10 protein-coding genes, 1 tRNA gene and 1 pseudogene are annotated in these 16,032 nt (G+C 62.0%); 6 read left to right on the top strand and 6 right to left on the bottom strand.

All coding sequences use genetic code 11. The features are described 5' to 3' along the window. Nucleotides 1-57: 57 nt before the first annotated feature. Nucleotides 58-720 (bottom strand): DUF3662 and FHA domain-containing protein, encoded by a 663-nt coding sequence (locus R2733_10715; GenBank protein MEZ5376971.1) that lies wholly within the window; start codon nt 718-720, stop codon nt 58-60. 124 nt (nt 721-844) lie between these two features. On the opposite strand from R2733_10715, the gene R2733_10710 reads away from it, so the two are divergent. Further along, nucleotides 845-928 (top strand) — tRNA-Leu (locus R2733_10710). 215 nt (nt 929-1,143) lie between these two features. Here the strand turns inward: R2733_10710 and R2733_10705 are convergent. Further along, nucleotides 1,144-2,988: a hypothetical protein gene (locus R2733_10705; protein MEZ5376970.1), complete on the bottom strand. Its 1,845-nt coding sequence runs from the start codon at nt 2,986-2,988 to the stop codon at nt 1,144-1,146. Then, nucleotides 2,985-3,863: a hypothetical protein gene (locus R2733_10700; protein MEZ5376969.1), complete on the bottom strand. Its 879-nt coding sequence runs from the start codon at nt 3,861-3,863 to the stop codon at nt 2,985-2,987. The genes R2733_10705 and R2733_10700 overlap by 4 nt, the downstream gene beginning before the upstream one ends. A gap of 447 nt (nt 3,864-4,310) precedes the next feature. On the opposite strand from R2733_10700, the gene R2733_10695 reads away from it, so the two are divergent. The 4 genes from R2733_10695 to R2733_10680 all read left to right on the top strand — a co-directional run bounded on the left by R2733_10695 (nt 4,311) and on the right by R2733_10680 (nt 11,225). Further along, nucleotides 4,311-4,652: a hypothetical protein gene (locus tag R2733_10695; protein MEZ5376968.1), complete on the top strand. Its 342-nt coding sequence runs from the start codon at nt 4,311-4,313 to the stop codon at nt 4,650-4,652. A gap of 87 nt (nt 4,653-4,739) precedes the next feature. Next, on the top strand, nt 4,740-6,275 hold the full coding sequence (locus R2733_10690) for a class I SAM-dependent DNA methyltransferase (GenBank protein ID MEZ5376967.1): 1,536 nt from the start codon (nt 4,740-4,742) through the stop codon (nt 6,273-6,275). Next, entirely contained in the window at nt 6,268-7,446 is a 1,179-nt protein-coding gene (locus R2733_10685; GenBank protein MEZ5376966.1) for a restriction endonuclease subunit S, read from the top strand. Before R2733_10690 ends, R2733_10685 begins: the two co-directional genes overlap by 8 nt. Then, entirely contained in the window at nt 7,443-11,225 is a 3,783-nt protein-coding gene (locus tag R2733_10680) for an HsdR family type I site-specific deoxyribonuclease (protein MEZ5376965.1), read from the top strand. Before R2733_10685 ends, R2733_10680 begins: the two co-directional genes overlap by 4 nt. A 109-nt stretch (nt 11,226-11,334) precedes the next feature. Here the strand turns inward: R2733_10680 and R2733_10675 are convergent. Then, nucleotides 11,335-12,445, bottom strand: a pseudogene (locus R2733_10675) (IS630 family transposase). Nucleotides 12,446-12,490: 45 nt separating this feature from the next. Beyond that, nucleotides 12,491-13,180, bottom strand: a complete 690-nt coding sequence (locus R2733_10670) for a hypothetical protein (GenBank protein ID MEZ5376964.1) — start codon at nt 13,178-13,180, stop codon at nt 12,491-12,493. 1,178 nt (nt 13,181-14,358) lie between these two features. Between R2733_10670 and R2733_10665 the strand changes: the two genes are divergently transcribed. Further along, on the top strand, nt 14,359-14,586 hold the full coding sequence (locus R2733_10665; protein ID MEZ5376963.1) for a hypothetical protein: 228 nt from the start codon (nt 14,359-14,361) through the stop codon (nt 14,584-14,586). 208 nt (nt 14,587-14,794) lie between these two features. Here the strand turns inward: R2733_10665 and R2733_10660 are convergent, their stop codons facing one another. Continuing rightward, nucleotides 14,795-15,511: a hypothetical protein gene (locus R2733_10660; protein ID MEZ5376962.1), complete on the bottom strand. Its 717-nt coding sequence runs from the start codon at nt 15,509-15,511 to the stop codon at nt 14,795-14,797. Between the last annotated feature and the right edge of the window lie 521 nt (nt 15,512-16,032).

The raw sequence follows: 16,032 nt of genomic DNA, 5'->3' as shown, positions 1-16,032 counted from the left end.
GTTCGCGCCACAGTACTCAGTGCCAGGTCGTTCGTCGCGTTCACTGTCGAAACCGAATCAGAGAAGACGGAACCGGACACTGACCGTTCCGAACGTCAGCTCGTCGCCGTCGGCCAGGAGGCGGCTGGTGATCGGCTGCCCGTTCACCCGTGTGCCGTTGGTGGAGTTGAGGTCGACCAACCGATAGGTGTCGCCTTCCGGTTGGAGATCGGCATGATGACGCGACGCGTTGGTATCGACCAGGGTGAGCGTGCACTCGTTGGCCCGGCCGATCGACACGACCGACGGGCCGAGCTCGAGACGCGACCCGTTCGGCAGCTCCAGATAGGCCGGTGTGACGGAGCTCCCGGTGGTCTCGTCGAACGAGCCCCTCACCCGACACCGCCCGACCGTCAGCGACGGCTCGTCGACCAGCTCGACCATGACCCGACCGAGGAAACGCAGCTGCTCGGCCGCCGCATGCTCGCGGATGGTGGCGGCGAATTCGGACGTGAGGGCGTCGTTGACCGTGATGAACCGGTCGTAGTCGGAGGTGGCCAGTTCGACCGTGAAGCGGTTCGGGGCGATCGCCATGCCCCGACTGTCGAATGCCCGCTCGGCGTCGACGACCTTGACGAGTCGGCGCCCGACCTCGATGGGCTGGAGACCCGAGCGGAACAGTCGAGCGAACATGCCCTCGACGGCCTGCTCGAGCCGATCTTCGAGATTCCGCAGCACCATCGGGCCAACGCTACCCGAGCTTGGGTCCGCAGAAGGAGCGGGACCGGGCGTCGGGGCGGGGCGGTCGGGCGAGGCGGCAGTGTCGCACCGAGTGAGAAGGTTGCTACGATGCCGTCTTCCACTCGCGCGAGTGGCGGAATTGGCAGACGCGCTGGATTCAGGTTCCAGTGTTCGAAAGGACGTGGGGGTTCAAGTCCCCCCTCGCGCACGAATGAGTCGGTTGCAGAACTGATCCACCCAGGGTTGCAGAACTCGGGCGGCGACCTGCGATCTGACTCCTTGGAAGGCCGTCGGCCCCACCTCGGAGGACCTGTGCCTCGCGATGGCGCTTGCCACCAGGTATCGAGGGGCCACAGCGTCGTCCCGGGCGCGGCGAAGCCGCTGGCTCGGACTTTTGAGAGGCCAGCGAGTTGAGTTGGGTCGCTACGCGCTTCGAGATCGCGCCGGTCGCTCGGTCGCGAGGTTCTTGCGGTATCGCTCGAAGCTCGGACGGCGCTTCCCGCTGTAGCGGCGAAGGCCCACCAGCCCTGGCTCGTCGCTCCTTCGAGCGTCGGCCAACCAGGATGCGATCCGCGACATGTTGACGGCCCAGAGCTGGATTGCGAGCAGGACAGCGACTGCCGCTCGACCGCGGACGCGCCGTTTGTGCGCTACTTCCAGTCCGTGCTCTGTCTCGATGAGCCCATTGAGACCTTCAACCGAATTTCGCAGAACGCCGTAGCTCTCCTGCCACTGCGCCGTGCCAAACCTCAAGTCCTGGCCGTGCTTGGCTCCTGCGGCGGCAGGGAAGACGGTGGAGGACAGATTCGTGCAGACGGCGCCGTACGGCTCGCCGCTCAGGATCCGCAGATTGTTTCGACGTGCCCTGGACTGAGATCCGGACGTCGGCGCGTCTTGGCTTCCAACTCCACGAGCTTCCCGCGCATCCCGCTTGATCGAGCAGTGGCCGATTGTTGGTGATGGGCCTGCGGCCGGGCAGACCATGATCCGCTTGGGTTCGCCGTTTGCCCCGAGGCGCTGTTCCTTGATTCGCATCTCGTAGGGCACTCGGGCGTTGAGGCGCATCTGGTAGACGGCCCACGAGATCTTGTTCGGCTGGTCAGCTTTGGCTCGGTAGTCGATCGATGCGGTAATCAGTTCTGGCGGCATCGCCGAGCAGTAGAACTGGCCATCGACTTGGATGGCCCCAGCGTAGGAATCCTGCAAGCCGAGATCCTGGTACTTGTAGTCGAACGCCATCTGGTAGCCGAGCTGCGTCGCTGGCAGCTGGAACTTCGAAGGTACGGAGTTGTTGTAGGCACGGTCGCCTGCGAGTAGTCCTGCCGGCATGCCCCGCTCGCGAGCGTCGTTCAAGATTGCCATTGCGTTCTCAGCGACTCCTACTGCGGGACGGTCGAGACTCATGCCGACGACGAGGCGGGGGAAGTGCCTTTCCTCGATACAGAACGGGTCGGACGAGATCGCGATGGTCAGGTCGTACCCGTACTTGGCCGTCTTGATGGCCTTGCCCTTAGCCTCGGCATCGACTCCCGGGATGTAGCCGCCAACCGTGCGGGTGTACCAACCTGCATCTGGGTCCGCTCCGGCGAGGTCACGCGGCTTCATCGACCCTTTCGCCCATGTCCGAACGAATGTCGCGTCGATCCCTATCGACCCATCCCACTTCCGTCGAACCTGTCGCGGCAGCGTCGCCCACGAGACTTCGATGATCTGATTCGTCACCCACACCAGTCGGGCGTTGTTGGTGTCGAGCCCGTCGATCGGTCGGGTATCAACCAGACCGGCGATTTCCGAGAGCGTTAGATCGCCCCGGTTCTTCGGAAACGGCGACGAGTCGAGCGGCACGACGAACTCGTGAAAACGTCTGCGTAGCGAGTGGAACAGGTTGGTGATGTACCGGTCGTCGTCCTCGCCGGCGCCTCGCTCAAGCCCAAGCTCCTCCTGCATCGTCGAGCTGAGCCTGTACCCGAGAAGTCGTGCTGCGTTGTTCAGCAGCGCTCCTTGGCTGTCGCGCGCCCCGAGCAGCAGGCCAAGCAGCATGGCTGCGGTCGAGACCCGTGGTGGCCGACCGCCCGGACCGGCCGGCGGGTGCTCTTCCTTCCTCCACTTCTCTACTTGTGACACGATGCCGCGATCGGCGAGCAACCCGAGGAGCCGGCGAATGTAGTTGTCGTCGTAGACAGGTTCCGGAGCGCGCCCGAACATCGCGACCAGCAGGTCGGTTTCTTCCGCTTCAAGCAGAGAATCGGACGCAGCCCGTGAGGTCACTCGACGGTGCCTCGCAAGAGTCGGTTTCGCTGCTCGGCGTCAATGTCCGGGAGGAACACCAAGTACCGCGCAAGGCCGCCCCGCTGGATTCCCGCGCCATCAGCGACAGCCACCACCGGGCATCCCGCCTTCAGGCGCCCCACGATCCAGGTAGCTCTCAGGCGCTGGCACGACAGCAGCGGCACCTGGCCGTGGGCTTTGGCGCGCATTTTGTGGAAAAAGTCGTTGGTGGTGTTCCGGGACACGGTCCGCCGTTCCGGTCGGAACACGAACCGGTCGCGCCCGACGCTGCTCGCAGCGTGGAGCGCGATCTCGTGCCACTCGTCGGTGACAGGGATCTCACGCTGCCGTGCTCCTTCCACCACGATGTGCGCGTGCCCGTCCACCTCGACCACGTGTTCGCCTCGGAGCGAGGCCAGCTCGTTGGCATTCAACCCGGCGCCGGCGCAGCACGCCATCGCAGCAAGAAGGCTGTGCCGTTGCGCGGGCGTGTTCATGAACCGAGCCCAGGCGACAACAGCCGCAATTTCTGCGTCGCTGAACGGCGCACGGGGATCAGGCGGAGCAAGAGGCACCTCATAGCCAGGCACTGCGTCATCACCCAGAGCACGCCGGGCGAGCTGGGTGAGGCGCGACCGGATCGTTCGTGCCGTCCCACCACTCCACCCGTTCCCCGGGTCGGCGACGTACGCCTCGATCACCCACGGCAGCAACAGCGACTCCACTGTCCGCGGCTGACCTCGCCGGTACGCCCAACGAGCGAGCCCAGCCACGTCGCTCAACCACGCCTGCTCGATCTTGCGGCTGTCGGGACGGCCGGCAGCCACGACAGCGAGCACATCGGACTTGATTGCCTCCCATTCATCGGCAGGCATCAACGGCCGAAACGATCGACTCGACATTCCCACTGCACCTCCTGGTCGTTCGAACCGACCAGGTTCCCCGCACCCCTCGCTCATACCGACGTCAGCGAAGGCATGTAGCGGCATAGGCGAATCCATGTCCAGATCGCCGCAACCCGGGGGCCAGGAATCGCCGACGGGACCACGGTCGTCGACGTCGGACATTCGCCGCTCGTTGAACTTGGCCTCCTTGTCGGCCCCATGGACCCCGCTGAACAGGTCAGATGCAAGCCGCGGCGCGGCGGACGAGATCGCCAGAGCGGCGTACGCGCCGGCCACAGAGTGATGACAGATGTTGTTCATAGGGGGCTCCTTTCCGCAGAGGAGGTGCGGCAGAAGGAACTATGGCGACGACGCTCACGTGCAAAATGCCGCGCCCAAACCACGCGACAATCTGCTCACTCAGCCGACGGGGACAGGGTGAGTATCGAGGAACGCCCCTGCAAACTCGCCGAGGAGGGCTGCGACAACACCGTCGCCCGCAACACCCGATCCCTCTACCGCGGCCCCGTGTTCTGCGCCGACTGCAACCGGGCCCGCATCGCCGAACGCAAGCGCCGATACGGCCAGAGACGCGCCGAGGCGACGCGCCGCCGGTCCATCACCATCGATACCCAGAAGCTCGAAGCGCTCCTCGCCTCCATCGAGCGACAAGCCCACGTCGCACGCACCGACGCCCCACCAGCCGCTCAGAAACGGCTCGACGCCATCAACACCGAGGTTCAGCGAGCACGAAGCGGCAGGTACGCGACGCTCCGCTGACGGCGCCAAAGTTCCATTGGCAGTCCCCGCATGCCCTACCCTCGCACCACGACCGCTGGCCCCGGCCAACGAACTCAAGGGACGTGAATGGCGACGGATCTAGTCAACGTGCAAAAGAAGCTTTGGGATGCAGCCGACGAGCTGCGCGCAAACTCAGGCCTCCAAGCATCGGAATACTCCGGCCCAGTCCTCGGGCTCATCTTCCTCCGCTTCGCCGAACAGCGATTCGCGGCGGCGGAGAACAAGATCGGTCCAGGAAGCGAACGACGCCCAACGGGGCCCGACGACTACAAAGCGGAAGGCGTCCTTTTCCTCCCGGCCGAGGCCCGATACCCGCACCTCCTCAAGCAGCCAGAAGGCGTCGACCTCGGGAAGCTGATCAACGACGCCATGGCAGCGATCGAGAGCCACAACCCGGACCTCCGAGGCGTCCTCCCCAAGGTCTACAGCACCCTCCCGAACAGCGTGCTGATCGAACTGCTCCGAACGATCAACACGCTCGCCGACGACATCGAAGGCGACAGCTTCGGCCTCGTCTACGAATACTTCCTCGCACAGTTCGCCATGGCGGAGGGCCAAGGCGGCGGCGAGTTCTTCACACCGCCGTCGATCGTCAAACTCATCGTCGAAATCATCGAACCGTACAACGGCAAGATCTACGACCCCGCCTGCGGCTCGGGCGGCATGTTCGTCCAATCCGCCGACTTCGTCGCCCGCCACCAAGGCAACCCGGGGAGAGAACTCTCCATCTACGGCCAAGAAGCCTCCCGCCGCACCGTGCCGCTCGCCAAAATGAACCTCGCCGTCCACGGACTCGGCGGCGACATCCTCGAAGGCAACACCTACTACGACGACCGCCACGACTGCGTCGACAAGTTCGACTTCGTCATGGCCAACCCACCCTTCAACGTCAACAAGGTCGACAAAGCCAAGCTCGAAGACGACATCAGATTCCGGCTCGGCCTTCCCAGCACCGACAACGCCAACTACCTCTGGATCCAGACATTCTACTCAGCGCTCAACGGCACCGGCCGCGCTGGCTTCGTGATGGCCAACTCAGCATCCGACGCCCGTGGCTCGGAAATGGAGATCCGCCGCAAACTCATTGAAGACAGAGTCGTCGACGTCATCGTCGCCGTCGGGACCAACATGTTCTTCACCGTCACCCTGCCCGTCACTCTGTGGTTCCTCGACAAGGGCAAACGCAACGGCCCCCGAGCCGACGAAGTGCTCTTCATCGACGCCCGAGAGATCTACAACACCATCGACCGGGCCCACCGCGACTGGACACCTCAACAGATCGAATTCCTCTCCAACATTGTCCGCCTCTGGCGAGGCGAAGTGCCCGAGTTCGAGGCTGGCAGTCGAGACATGATCGAGAGCAGGTTTCCGAGCGGGCAGTACGAGAACGTAGCCGGCCTCTGCGGCGTATCGACCGTTGATGACATTGAGACGCAGGGATGGAGCCTCAATCCGGGTCGATTCGTTGGTGTCGACCACACAGTGGTTGAGGGGTCGCTGGAGGATCTGAAGCGACTGCTCGACGAGTACCAGGATCTCGACTCCAAGGCGACCACGCTGTCGGCTCAGGTTGCCGCAACGATGCGAGCAATCAATGTCTGAGAGAGCCTCTCTCGACGACCTGGTTCGGCTAAAGCGTGGCTACGACCTCCCCAGTCGCGATCGGCGGCATGGTGATATTCCAATCCTGGGGAGCTTCGGGGTCACTGGCTGGCACGACACGCCCAAGATCGCCGGCCCCGGCGTAACCGTAGGCCGCAGCGGGGCCTCAATAGGAGTCGCTACCTACCACGACGGGCCGTGCTGGCCCCTCAACACCGCTCTGTATGTACAGGACTTCAAAGGAAACGATCCCCGCTACGTCTACTTTGTTCTAGATGCAATCAACTTTGGCGCCTTCAACAGCGGCGCAGCGCAGCCCTCGCTGAACCGGAACTATCTCGGCTCTATCGACGTCTGGCGGCCCAGCATCGAGCTTCAGAGACGTGTGAGCAGAGCGCTGGGTGCGTTCGATGATCTGATCGAGAACAACAGGCGGCGGATTGCGATCTTGGAGGAGATGGCTCGATTGTTGTACCGGGAGTGGTTCGTGCACTTCCGGTATCCCGGGCACGAGGACATCGAGTTGGCCGACTCCGAACTCGGACCCGTCCCCGAGGGGTGGGAGATCGCACCTACCGGCGATGTCTTCGACTCGGTCGGTGGCGGCACTCCATCCAAGAAGGAGTCCTCCTATTGGGATGAGGGCGATATTGATTGGTTCACGCCATCAGACTTGACAAAGTCAGGAGCGGTGTTCATGTTCCGCTCCACGGATCGAATCAATCGGCTCGGGCTCAAGAAGTCGTCTGCCAAGCTCTTCCCTGCGGGCTCCGTAATGATGACGAGCAGAGCCACCGTAGGCGAGATAGCGATCGCGGCATGCGAGGCAGCCACGAATCAAGGCTTCATCACGTGCGTTCCCAACCATCGTGTGTCTACTGAGTATCTGTACCTCTGGCTTCACTCCCAGGTGGGCTCGTTCTTGCAGCTCGCCGGGGGAGCGACATTCAAGGAGCTCCGGAAGTCCGACTTCCGTGACTACAGGATTGCGTTACCACCGGAGACTCTCATGAGGAGTTTCGACGAGGTCGCTCTGCCCCAGTTCGATCTGATAGCCAACTTGATTCAGCAAAACCGAATCCTCCGTGAATGTCGCGATCTCCTGTTGCCCCGTCTGGTGTCGGGGGAGCTGGATGTTTCGGAACTCGATCTGGAGGGTTTGTTGGTGTGAGTGGGCGGCTGGGCTCGGAAGATGCAGCAGTGGAGCAACCGGCGCTGCGGTTGCTTGCGGAGTTGGGCTGGGAGGTGCTGTCCGGGCTGAATGATCCTGACGAGTTGGGCCGTTCGAGCCAATCCGAGCCAGTGCTTCGGGCTCGTCTCCAAACCGCCATCCAGCGACTCAATCCCGGCCTTGACGCAGCGGCAATCGACTCAGCGATCGAGACGTTGATTAATGACCGATCGTCGCTCGATCCCGTGCGAGCGAACCGAGACGTGTGGACCCTGCTTCGCGACGGCGTCGTCGTGCAGGCGGAGGGCGCCCATGGCGAAAAGGAGCCCCGGAGAGTTAGATACATCTCCTGGGAGGTCTCGGACGACAACGAATGGTTGGCAGTGTCTCAGTTGTGGCTGACTGGTGATCTTCACCGCAGGCGTGCTGACATCGTGTTGTTCGTCAACGGCATCCCGTTGGGCTTCATCGAGCTGAAGGCGCCCGACCAGCCAGTCCTCGCCGCCTACCAGGACAACCTTCGGGCGTATCGGTCGGAGATCCCGCAGCTGTTCTGGTTCAACGGGTTCGTGATCTTGTCGAACGGCTCGGAGAGCCGCATGGGGTCCGCTTATGCCCCGTGGGAGCACTTTGCCGAGTGGAAGAAGATCAGCGACGAGTCCGAGCCGGGTGTGGTGTCGCTGGAGACGATGCTTCGTGCGACCTGTGACCGGCCCCGCATGTTGGATCTGGTCGAGAACTTCACCGTCTTCACCGAACGCCCACAGGGTCTGGTGAAGGCGGTAGCGAAGAATCATCAGTACCTTGGTGTGAACAACGCGATCGAGGCGCTTCACCAGGTCGAGTCCAATCAGGGTCGCCTGGGGGTGTTCTGGCACACCCAGGGTTCGGGCAAGTCGCTGTCGATGCTGTGGTTCTGCCAGAAGGTGCTGCGCAAACGGCCAGGCAATTGGACGTTCGTGCTCGTGACGGACCGCAAGGAACTCGATGACCAGCTGTATGAGGAGTTCGCCGATTCCTCGGTCATCACCGCAGGAGCCCGGGTACACGCTGAGTCGTCGGCGCATCTGCGCGAGCTTCTCGGCACCGATCAGCGGTACGTGTTCACGCTGATCCACAAGTTCATTCCCCCTGAACGTAACGCAGAGATGCCGGTCCTGTCCGAGCGCGACGACATCATCGTGATCACGGACGAGGCGCACCGTTCCCAGTACGACACCCTTGCCGGCAACATGCGCAAAGCGCTGCCCAACGCGTCGTTCCTCGGTTTCACCGGCACTCCGTTGATCGATGGCGAGGAGGAAGAGACCCGCCGGGTGTTCGGCGACTACGTGTCGACCTACAACTTCGCCGATTCGATTCGCGACGGCGCCACGGTCCCGCTCTACTACGAGAATCGGATCCCAGAACTCCAGCTGGAGAACGAGAACTTCGACGCCGAACTCGAAGAGCTGCTGTCCGCCCCCGACCTCGACGACGCGCAAGAACGTGCGATCTCTCGCCGGTTCGCGAAACAGCACCAGCTGATCACTCGTCCGAAACGTCTGGAGGAGATTGCTGCCGACCTTGTCCATCACTTCGCCAACCGTGGCTTCTTGGGCAAGGGCATGTTCGTCGCGATCGACAAGGCCACAGCGGTGCGGATGCATGGTCTGGTCGCTGCGGAGTGGTCTCGATACATCCTGCGGCTCGAAGCCCGGCTCGACACGCTCCCAATCCTGGAGCGAGCCCCCGTCGAGTACCAGATCCGGTGGATGCGGGAAACCGACATGGCGGTGATCGTTTCCCAGGCCCAGAACGAAGTCGAAGACATGGCCGCGCTCGGCCTCGACATCGTTCCGCACCGGCGGCGGATGAACGACGAAGACCTCGACTCGCGGTTCAAGGACCCCAGCGACCCGTTCCGACTCGTATTCGTCTGCGCAATGTGGCTGACAGGTTTCGATGCACCATCGACCTCCACGGTCTATCTCGACAAGCCGATGCGAGGTCACACGCTGATGCAGACCATCGCCCGCGCGAACCGGGTGTTTCCCGACAAGGAAGCCGGTCTGATCGTCGACTACATCGGCGTCTTCAGGAATCTCGAGAAGGCGCTCGCCATCTACGGCGTCGACCGCGAAGGCGCGGTCGGGTCACCCATCCAGCCGACCGACGACCTCCGCAGCCAGCTCGCCAAAGCACTCGCGGAGGTCGAGGCGTACCTCGACGAGAACGATGTCGACCTCGCCGATCTCGGCGCAGCGAGAGGGTTCGAATTCGTCGCGTTGCTCGACTCCGCGGTCGAGTCGCTGTTGATCGAGGAGCGAATCCGGAAACGGTTCGTGACGTTGGCCAACCAGGCCCGCAAGGCGTACAAGTCGCTGATGCCGGATCCCGAAGCCATCCGGGCAACCGAGCGTGTTGCGGTCATCCGTTCGCTGTCGAACAAGTTGGCGTCGCTGGGTGAGGTCGCCGACATCTCCGACGTGATGGATGGCGTGTCCGACCTGCTCGACCGGTCCGTTGGAACCAAGGAATACATCATCCGTGCCGCAGGTGAGGAACAGGCGCTCCTCGACCTCAACCAGATTGATTTCGAGCAGCTCGCCTTCACGTTCGCCCAGAACAAGCGGACAGCAGCGAAAGCGGTCGAGCGGGCGCTCGGCCGAGACGTCGAGCAGGCCGTCCGCGAGAACCCCACCTATGCCGACCTCGCCGACAAGTTCCGCCGACTCATCGACGACTACAACGCCGGCACGCTCAACGCCGACGAGTTCCTCCGACGCGCCCGGCGGCTCAAAGACACCCTCGACGAACGACAGAACCGTGCGGTTGCCGGCGAACTCAGCAAGGCCGAGCTGGCCATCTTCGACCTCCTCACCAAGCCCGCACCCGAGCTGTCAGACGGCGAACTCAAGAAGGTCCAAGCAGCAGCCAAGCAGCTTCTGGCAAGGATCGAGGACATCCTCGTCCTCGACTGGAAGAAAAAGCAGCAAAGCCGATCGCTGCTCCGTCGGGAGATCGCCACGAGCCTCGACAACGACCTACCCGGACCGTACGGGCCCGAGATGCTCCGCGAGAAAACCGAAGACATCTACGAACACGTCTTCGCCAGCTACATGAACGACCTGACCAGCGTGTACGACACCGACGGCGTGCCCGATGAGAGCGGCACGGTCGTCACGGTTCCAGAAACGGCTGTCGAAGTCACCGACGAGCTTCTGGCCCGCCTGCGCGCTGACGACGAACTGTTCGCCGAAGCCATCCAGAAACTGTACGGAACCACCGAACTGTGGGCGCTTCCGACACCGGTCGTGCTCGAAACCGACGAGACCGACCTCGTCGAGTACAAGACCAGTGCACGATGGGACACCGACAGGAAGGTGACCCGGAAAGCTCCCGCGGTCATCACCAAGACCATCGCCGGCTTCGCCAACGCAGCCGGTGGCACCCTCCTCATCGGCGTCCGGGACGACCGCACCGTGACCGGCCTTCAGCCCGACTACGAGACCTTCGGCGAGCCCCAAGATGCCGACCAGTGGCTGAATTGGCTCACCGACATCATCATCGCCAACCTCGGCCGTGTGGCCATCAGCCGTCTCCGCATCAGAATGGAGAAGATCGAAGGCCGCGAGATCTGCCGCATCGACGTACCCGCAAGCCACCGCCCAATCTGGGAAGCCGGCCGGAAAGGCAAACAGATCCTCTGGGAACGCCTCCCCAACTCCACCCGCCAAGTCCCAGCCGACGAACTCGACGCCTTCCTCGCCGACCGGTTCGGTGGAGGGGCTCGCTAGTACATAGCGCTAGAGAGCAGCGACGGTCGCCAGCTCGCCAGTTCCCAACCAACCCCCTGCCGACTTGATGGATGATGTTCTCGTAGAACGCAGTAATTGTGAGCAGCAACTAGTGGTGTGTCGCGGAATTGGTTCGGGTGGTCAGGGCTGCTCGGCCTCGTCGGGTTTTGTCGATGATGTCGTTGGCGGTCTTGGTCCACACGAACGGCTTCGGATCGTCGTTCCAGTGCGACACCCACACATCGATCGCTTCGATCAACTCATCCAGACTCGAGAACGAACCGGTCTTGAGCCGCTTGTTCGTCAACTGGGCGAACCAGCCCTCGATCAGGTTCAACCACGACGACGACGTCGGCGTGAAATGCAGATGCCACCGCCTGACGGGGCTTGGCCAACCATTCACGAACCTCGGGCCCGGAATGCGCGGACAGGTTGTCCAACACCACATGGATCTCCAGATCCTGGGGCGTGTGCAGATCGATCCACTTGAAGAACGCCAACACGTCCGCCGACTTGTGCGACCGGCGGGTCTGATGCAACACCTCACCGGTCCCGACGTTCAACGCCGCGAACAGATCAGTGGTCCCGTGCCGCTTGTAGTCATGAGTCATCGTCCGACCCCGCCCCGGTTTCATCGGCAACGACGGCTGGGTCCGATCCAACGCCTGACACTGGGTCTTCTCATCGAAGGAGAACACCACCGCCCGCTCGGGCGGATCCAGATACAACCCGACCACGTCGACCAGCTTGTCCTCGAACGCCGGGTCGTTGGACAACTTGAACGTGTCGACCCGCCACGGCCGCAGATTCCTCGCCTTCCAGATCTTGGCGACCGTGTCCTTGCCGACCCCGAACCGTTCGCCCATCGACCGGGTCGACCACTGAGTCGACCCGTCATCGGGAACCGTGTGCAACGTGTCGTGCACGATCCCGTCCACCACCGCTTGAGGGATCACGGGTTTGCGGCCCCGACCCGGAGCGATTGTGCCGACCGCTTCGACACCACCGGCCTCGAACTTGCGACGCCAGCTGCGCACCGTGTCCGGAGACGCCGAACACCGTCTCGCGATCTCCTCGTTCGCGACCCCATCAGCCGCCAACAACAGTCCGGTCGCCTGACGCACCTTGCGATGCGGCAACGACGAGGAGCGTGCGATCTTCTCCAACTCGAGCCGCTGCTTGGGCGACACAACCAACGGGGCAGCAACCATCACCGGCATCTTGCCACCCTAGCCTACCTAGCTATTTTAACGACGAACCACTAGCTAGAAGGGTGCTCCCGAAATGCTCTCGAACAACTGCTTCGCTGCGGGGGAGAATGAGTCAGCATCCACGCCGGGCTCGGGAAGCCGACCGGACGCGGCCGCGAGAAGAAGCTCAAGGTGCAAGCACACATCAACAGGCTCAGCCAATCGCTCGGCAAGGAGGTCTCGAAGGGCATCCTCAATCGCAGGAGTCCGCAAGTCAGAGGCGCGAGCTGAGCGCAGTATCGCTGCCACAACTACCTGGGCTGAGAAGCGCCCGCCAAGGTAGTAGTTCGGGTCCAGGATATGCGGGTTCGAAAGGTTCGATTCTAGGTTCAGTTGACCGTTCGACCGTAATGTCTGGACCGCAGACGCAGTCGAAAGTGCTATGTCACCCTCGCGATCCGAGTCGACAATGATGCTGTACGGGCCGAGAGGTGGGATCGCCGTGTCAGAAAGGAAGACCCCATTCGGAATTCCGATCGATCGGCCGAGAGCTAGGTGATCGATTCGCTGAGCCAGAACCGGAGCAGGATCGTCAATCTCGTCGAGCCGGAGAGCCTCCTCACACCAAGCGCAATCCGACTGGTCGAAGTCCGGCATGAACACACTTTCGACCTCAAGGAAGACGGGCACGAGCGAGGCAGGATTTCCCAACTTCCTGCGGTCACACATGTCCTTGACCATGTTCTTGCGCTCGTCCGACTCCATTCGAGACACACCGGAAATGAGACCAATCGAGGCGCCGTCGCGAACCATACCGCTACTTGCCAGCGCGGCACGGTACGAACGGAAGCGGAGGGGCTAACCAGAGTCGCCTCAACGACAAGCAAGGTGCGCGCCCTCATGATCTGCCGTCGTTCTGCGGTGGTCACGTCCGCAAGATTCTCCGCTTCAATCACAATTGGCACAGTGCCGAGTCTCTCGCCGACTATCGACGCGAACTCGACGTCAGTGCGCGGTGCCGGCTAATAGGGCAACCTCCTCTGACAACAAGCGCTCCTCGGTAAGGACACGATCTAGCCGCCTCCCAAACTCCCTCGTGGTAATCAGCTTTGAGGTCTCGATGTAGAAGGCATGATGACGCGACCCGGTGTCACGGTGCACGCGAAACAGATCCTTTTCGGCGTAACGTGAGAAAAAGTCGTGTGACTGTTTCGACGATTGCCGTGTGATTCGAGCCTTCAGATGACTCTCGTCGCTAACCTGGAGAGAAATCGGATCGATCCGAACAATGTCGCAGCCGCATTGCGGGCAGGGAGACCCAAGAGGACCGATGGGAAGGTCCGGTTTGGAGAGAACCTCGACCTCTTTGGATTCTTGACCGAATAGAGCAATCCTCACCACTGAGTCGAATCCACGTCCAAACTCGCTTGCGATCTCTTCGACAGTTCGTCCAGTTCCGAGTACACTAACTAAGGACACAAGGCGACGCTCGTACCTTTTCGAGACTCGCACGAACCCTTGCGAATAGGCGCCAGCCCGACTCCATGTTCGTCGCACGTGCGTCGATCTCTGGCAGATCGACTTCCTCCCAGCCCAGCCTATGCCGAAGGTAGGTGCGGAGAGCGAAACCGACTGAAAGCAGCGAGCCCGTATCCATTAAGACCTGGCTTCGAGGCTCGATGAACTGTGCTAGCCAGAAGCTAAACCCTCCAATGTCGGCGTGTCTGCCAGTGCTGATCCGGCTCGCAGGAATGTGTCGTAGTGTTGTCCGGTGGGTGCCTCGTAGTGTCCGCCAGGAAGAGAGGGAAGAATGGCACCGGGGGCATTTAGATATGAACTCAGCTCCACAGAGCGGCAAAGCTCGATAATGTCGCTGTCCGGGCGAGACTCTTCAACGGTCTCCTCAGCCATTTCAACGAGGGCTCGGCGGACTTGCCGTCGAGATGCACCACAGCAACCGCATGTCGCTCAAAATGATCGAGGTTGACGTCAGCCTCGAACCGTTCGAGCTGTCCGGGGTGCAGGCGTATGCAGAGCAGACTTGCAGACTCAATGTCACGAGGCTTGATTCGCTGATAGGCCTGATCAACCAGATCTCCGCCATCATACGAGCCATCTGCCAGGAGCAGGAGGATGTCTTTGCCGGATCCGACCACATTGACAATCGATGATGCCGGTGACCCCTCAGCCCAGACTGTCGCTCTCACTCGCCCACCCGCCTCGAAGACCAGGCAAAAAGCCCGAGTAGAGCTGTGCCATGGAAGTCCGGGCATTCCTCAAACTTCCAGTTCCTTCCGAAGACAGAAAGGTCATCAAGCTCGGAGTCGAACAGTGCATTGGGATCGCGGGCCAGCGATCCCATGCGCCCTGTTCGCAGGATCATGGCCCCCGCTCACCGACTACAGCTTGTCCCATGTTCTTGAACCCGAGACCTCGACTGGCTGAGAACTTTGTTCGTGCGCTGCTCTTGCCTGGCGACATAGCCTGATGGAGGTCCGCCAATTCATTGACAAACTGGCGGGAAGGATCTCTCTCACGTCCGCTGTACTTCGCCGAGACACCAACCCCCTGGTCAAAGACTGTCCAGACCGCCGCCGAGGCGAGACCCGCACCCGCCGACAGTTCACGAATGTGGGCACCAATAGGGTCGCCATCGCCGAGAGCATCAGCCTCGTCGTGAAGGTTGATGCTTCGAGCGCTCAGGAGAACCCTCCCGGAAAGACTCTTGCTTCCATCGGAGAGACCGTGCTCGTAGGCGTTCTGTAGTGCTTCAGTCAGGAAGCCCAGTTGGCTTCGCCCAGTTCGATCGGCGCCTTGATGCAAGCCGAGCGACCGGTCAAGTGCTAGGACGCTGTCGAGAGAGGTCCAGACAGAGGCCGGTACGGGCGGGGCATTCTTGAGCTGGCTATTGCGAAAGAGGCGTACCGACGAACGACCACAGTCCATGCCCGCACCCGTCACGCGCTCGTGAAGCTGCTGTCGATTCGCCCGAGCGCTGGAAACGTTCGTCATCGATTCAGCGATCATCGCCGCGAAACGAGATCGGAAACCGCTGCCCACATCTCTTGGACCGAATCGGGTTCGAGTGAAGCCCACGATGGCAGTCTCACTCTGAACCGGACCGAGCGGACGGAACCCATGATGGCCTGCGTAAGTATGAACGCACCAGAGATCGACGCCGACTCCAGACCACGAAGGTCAACTTCGATCTCGCCCGAGCTTCGCGCAAGCCGGTCGGCCAGTGCAGTAGCGTGTTCGAACGTCAGACAGCCCTCGACTGCAATTTGGTCGCTAGCCACTTATCAACCCTCGGTTCAACGGCGTCAATCGAGACTAGCCGCGTTCACCAAGTGCGCTTTGCGATTCGAGATAGGTACAAGCGTCGATTGAATACTGACTGTGAGTCTGTAGCTGCGGCCACCGCGCTCGTGGTGTGCTGTGGTCGATGGCCTGGTGCGTGACTCGAATTCTGACTGACCGCAGTGTCTTGTTGGGGACATGTCCGCATCCGGTCATCGGCCCCGGCCCTGGCCGGAGTGACTGGCCTGATCAGGAGCTCGACCGCCAGCTGATCCCTGGCGTGTCCCATCACAGTCCCGCCGATCTCCGCCCTGGAC

The sequence above is a fragment of the Acidimicrobiales bacterium genome, from assembly GCA_041394265.1.
Classification (GTDB): domain Bacteria; phylum Actinomycetota; class Acidimicrobiia; order Acidimicrobiales; family SZUA-35; genus JBBQUN01.
The sequence above is the reverse complement of the archived record's forward strand: the minus strand, read 5'-3'. Positions and strand labels throughout refer to the sequence as shown.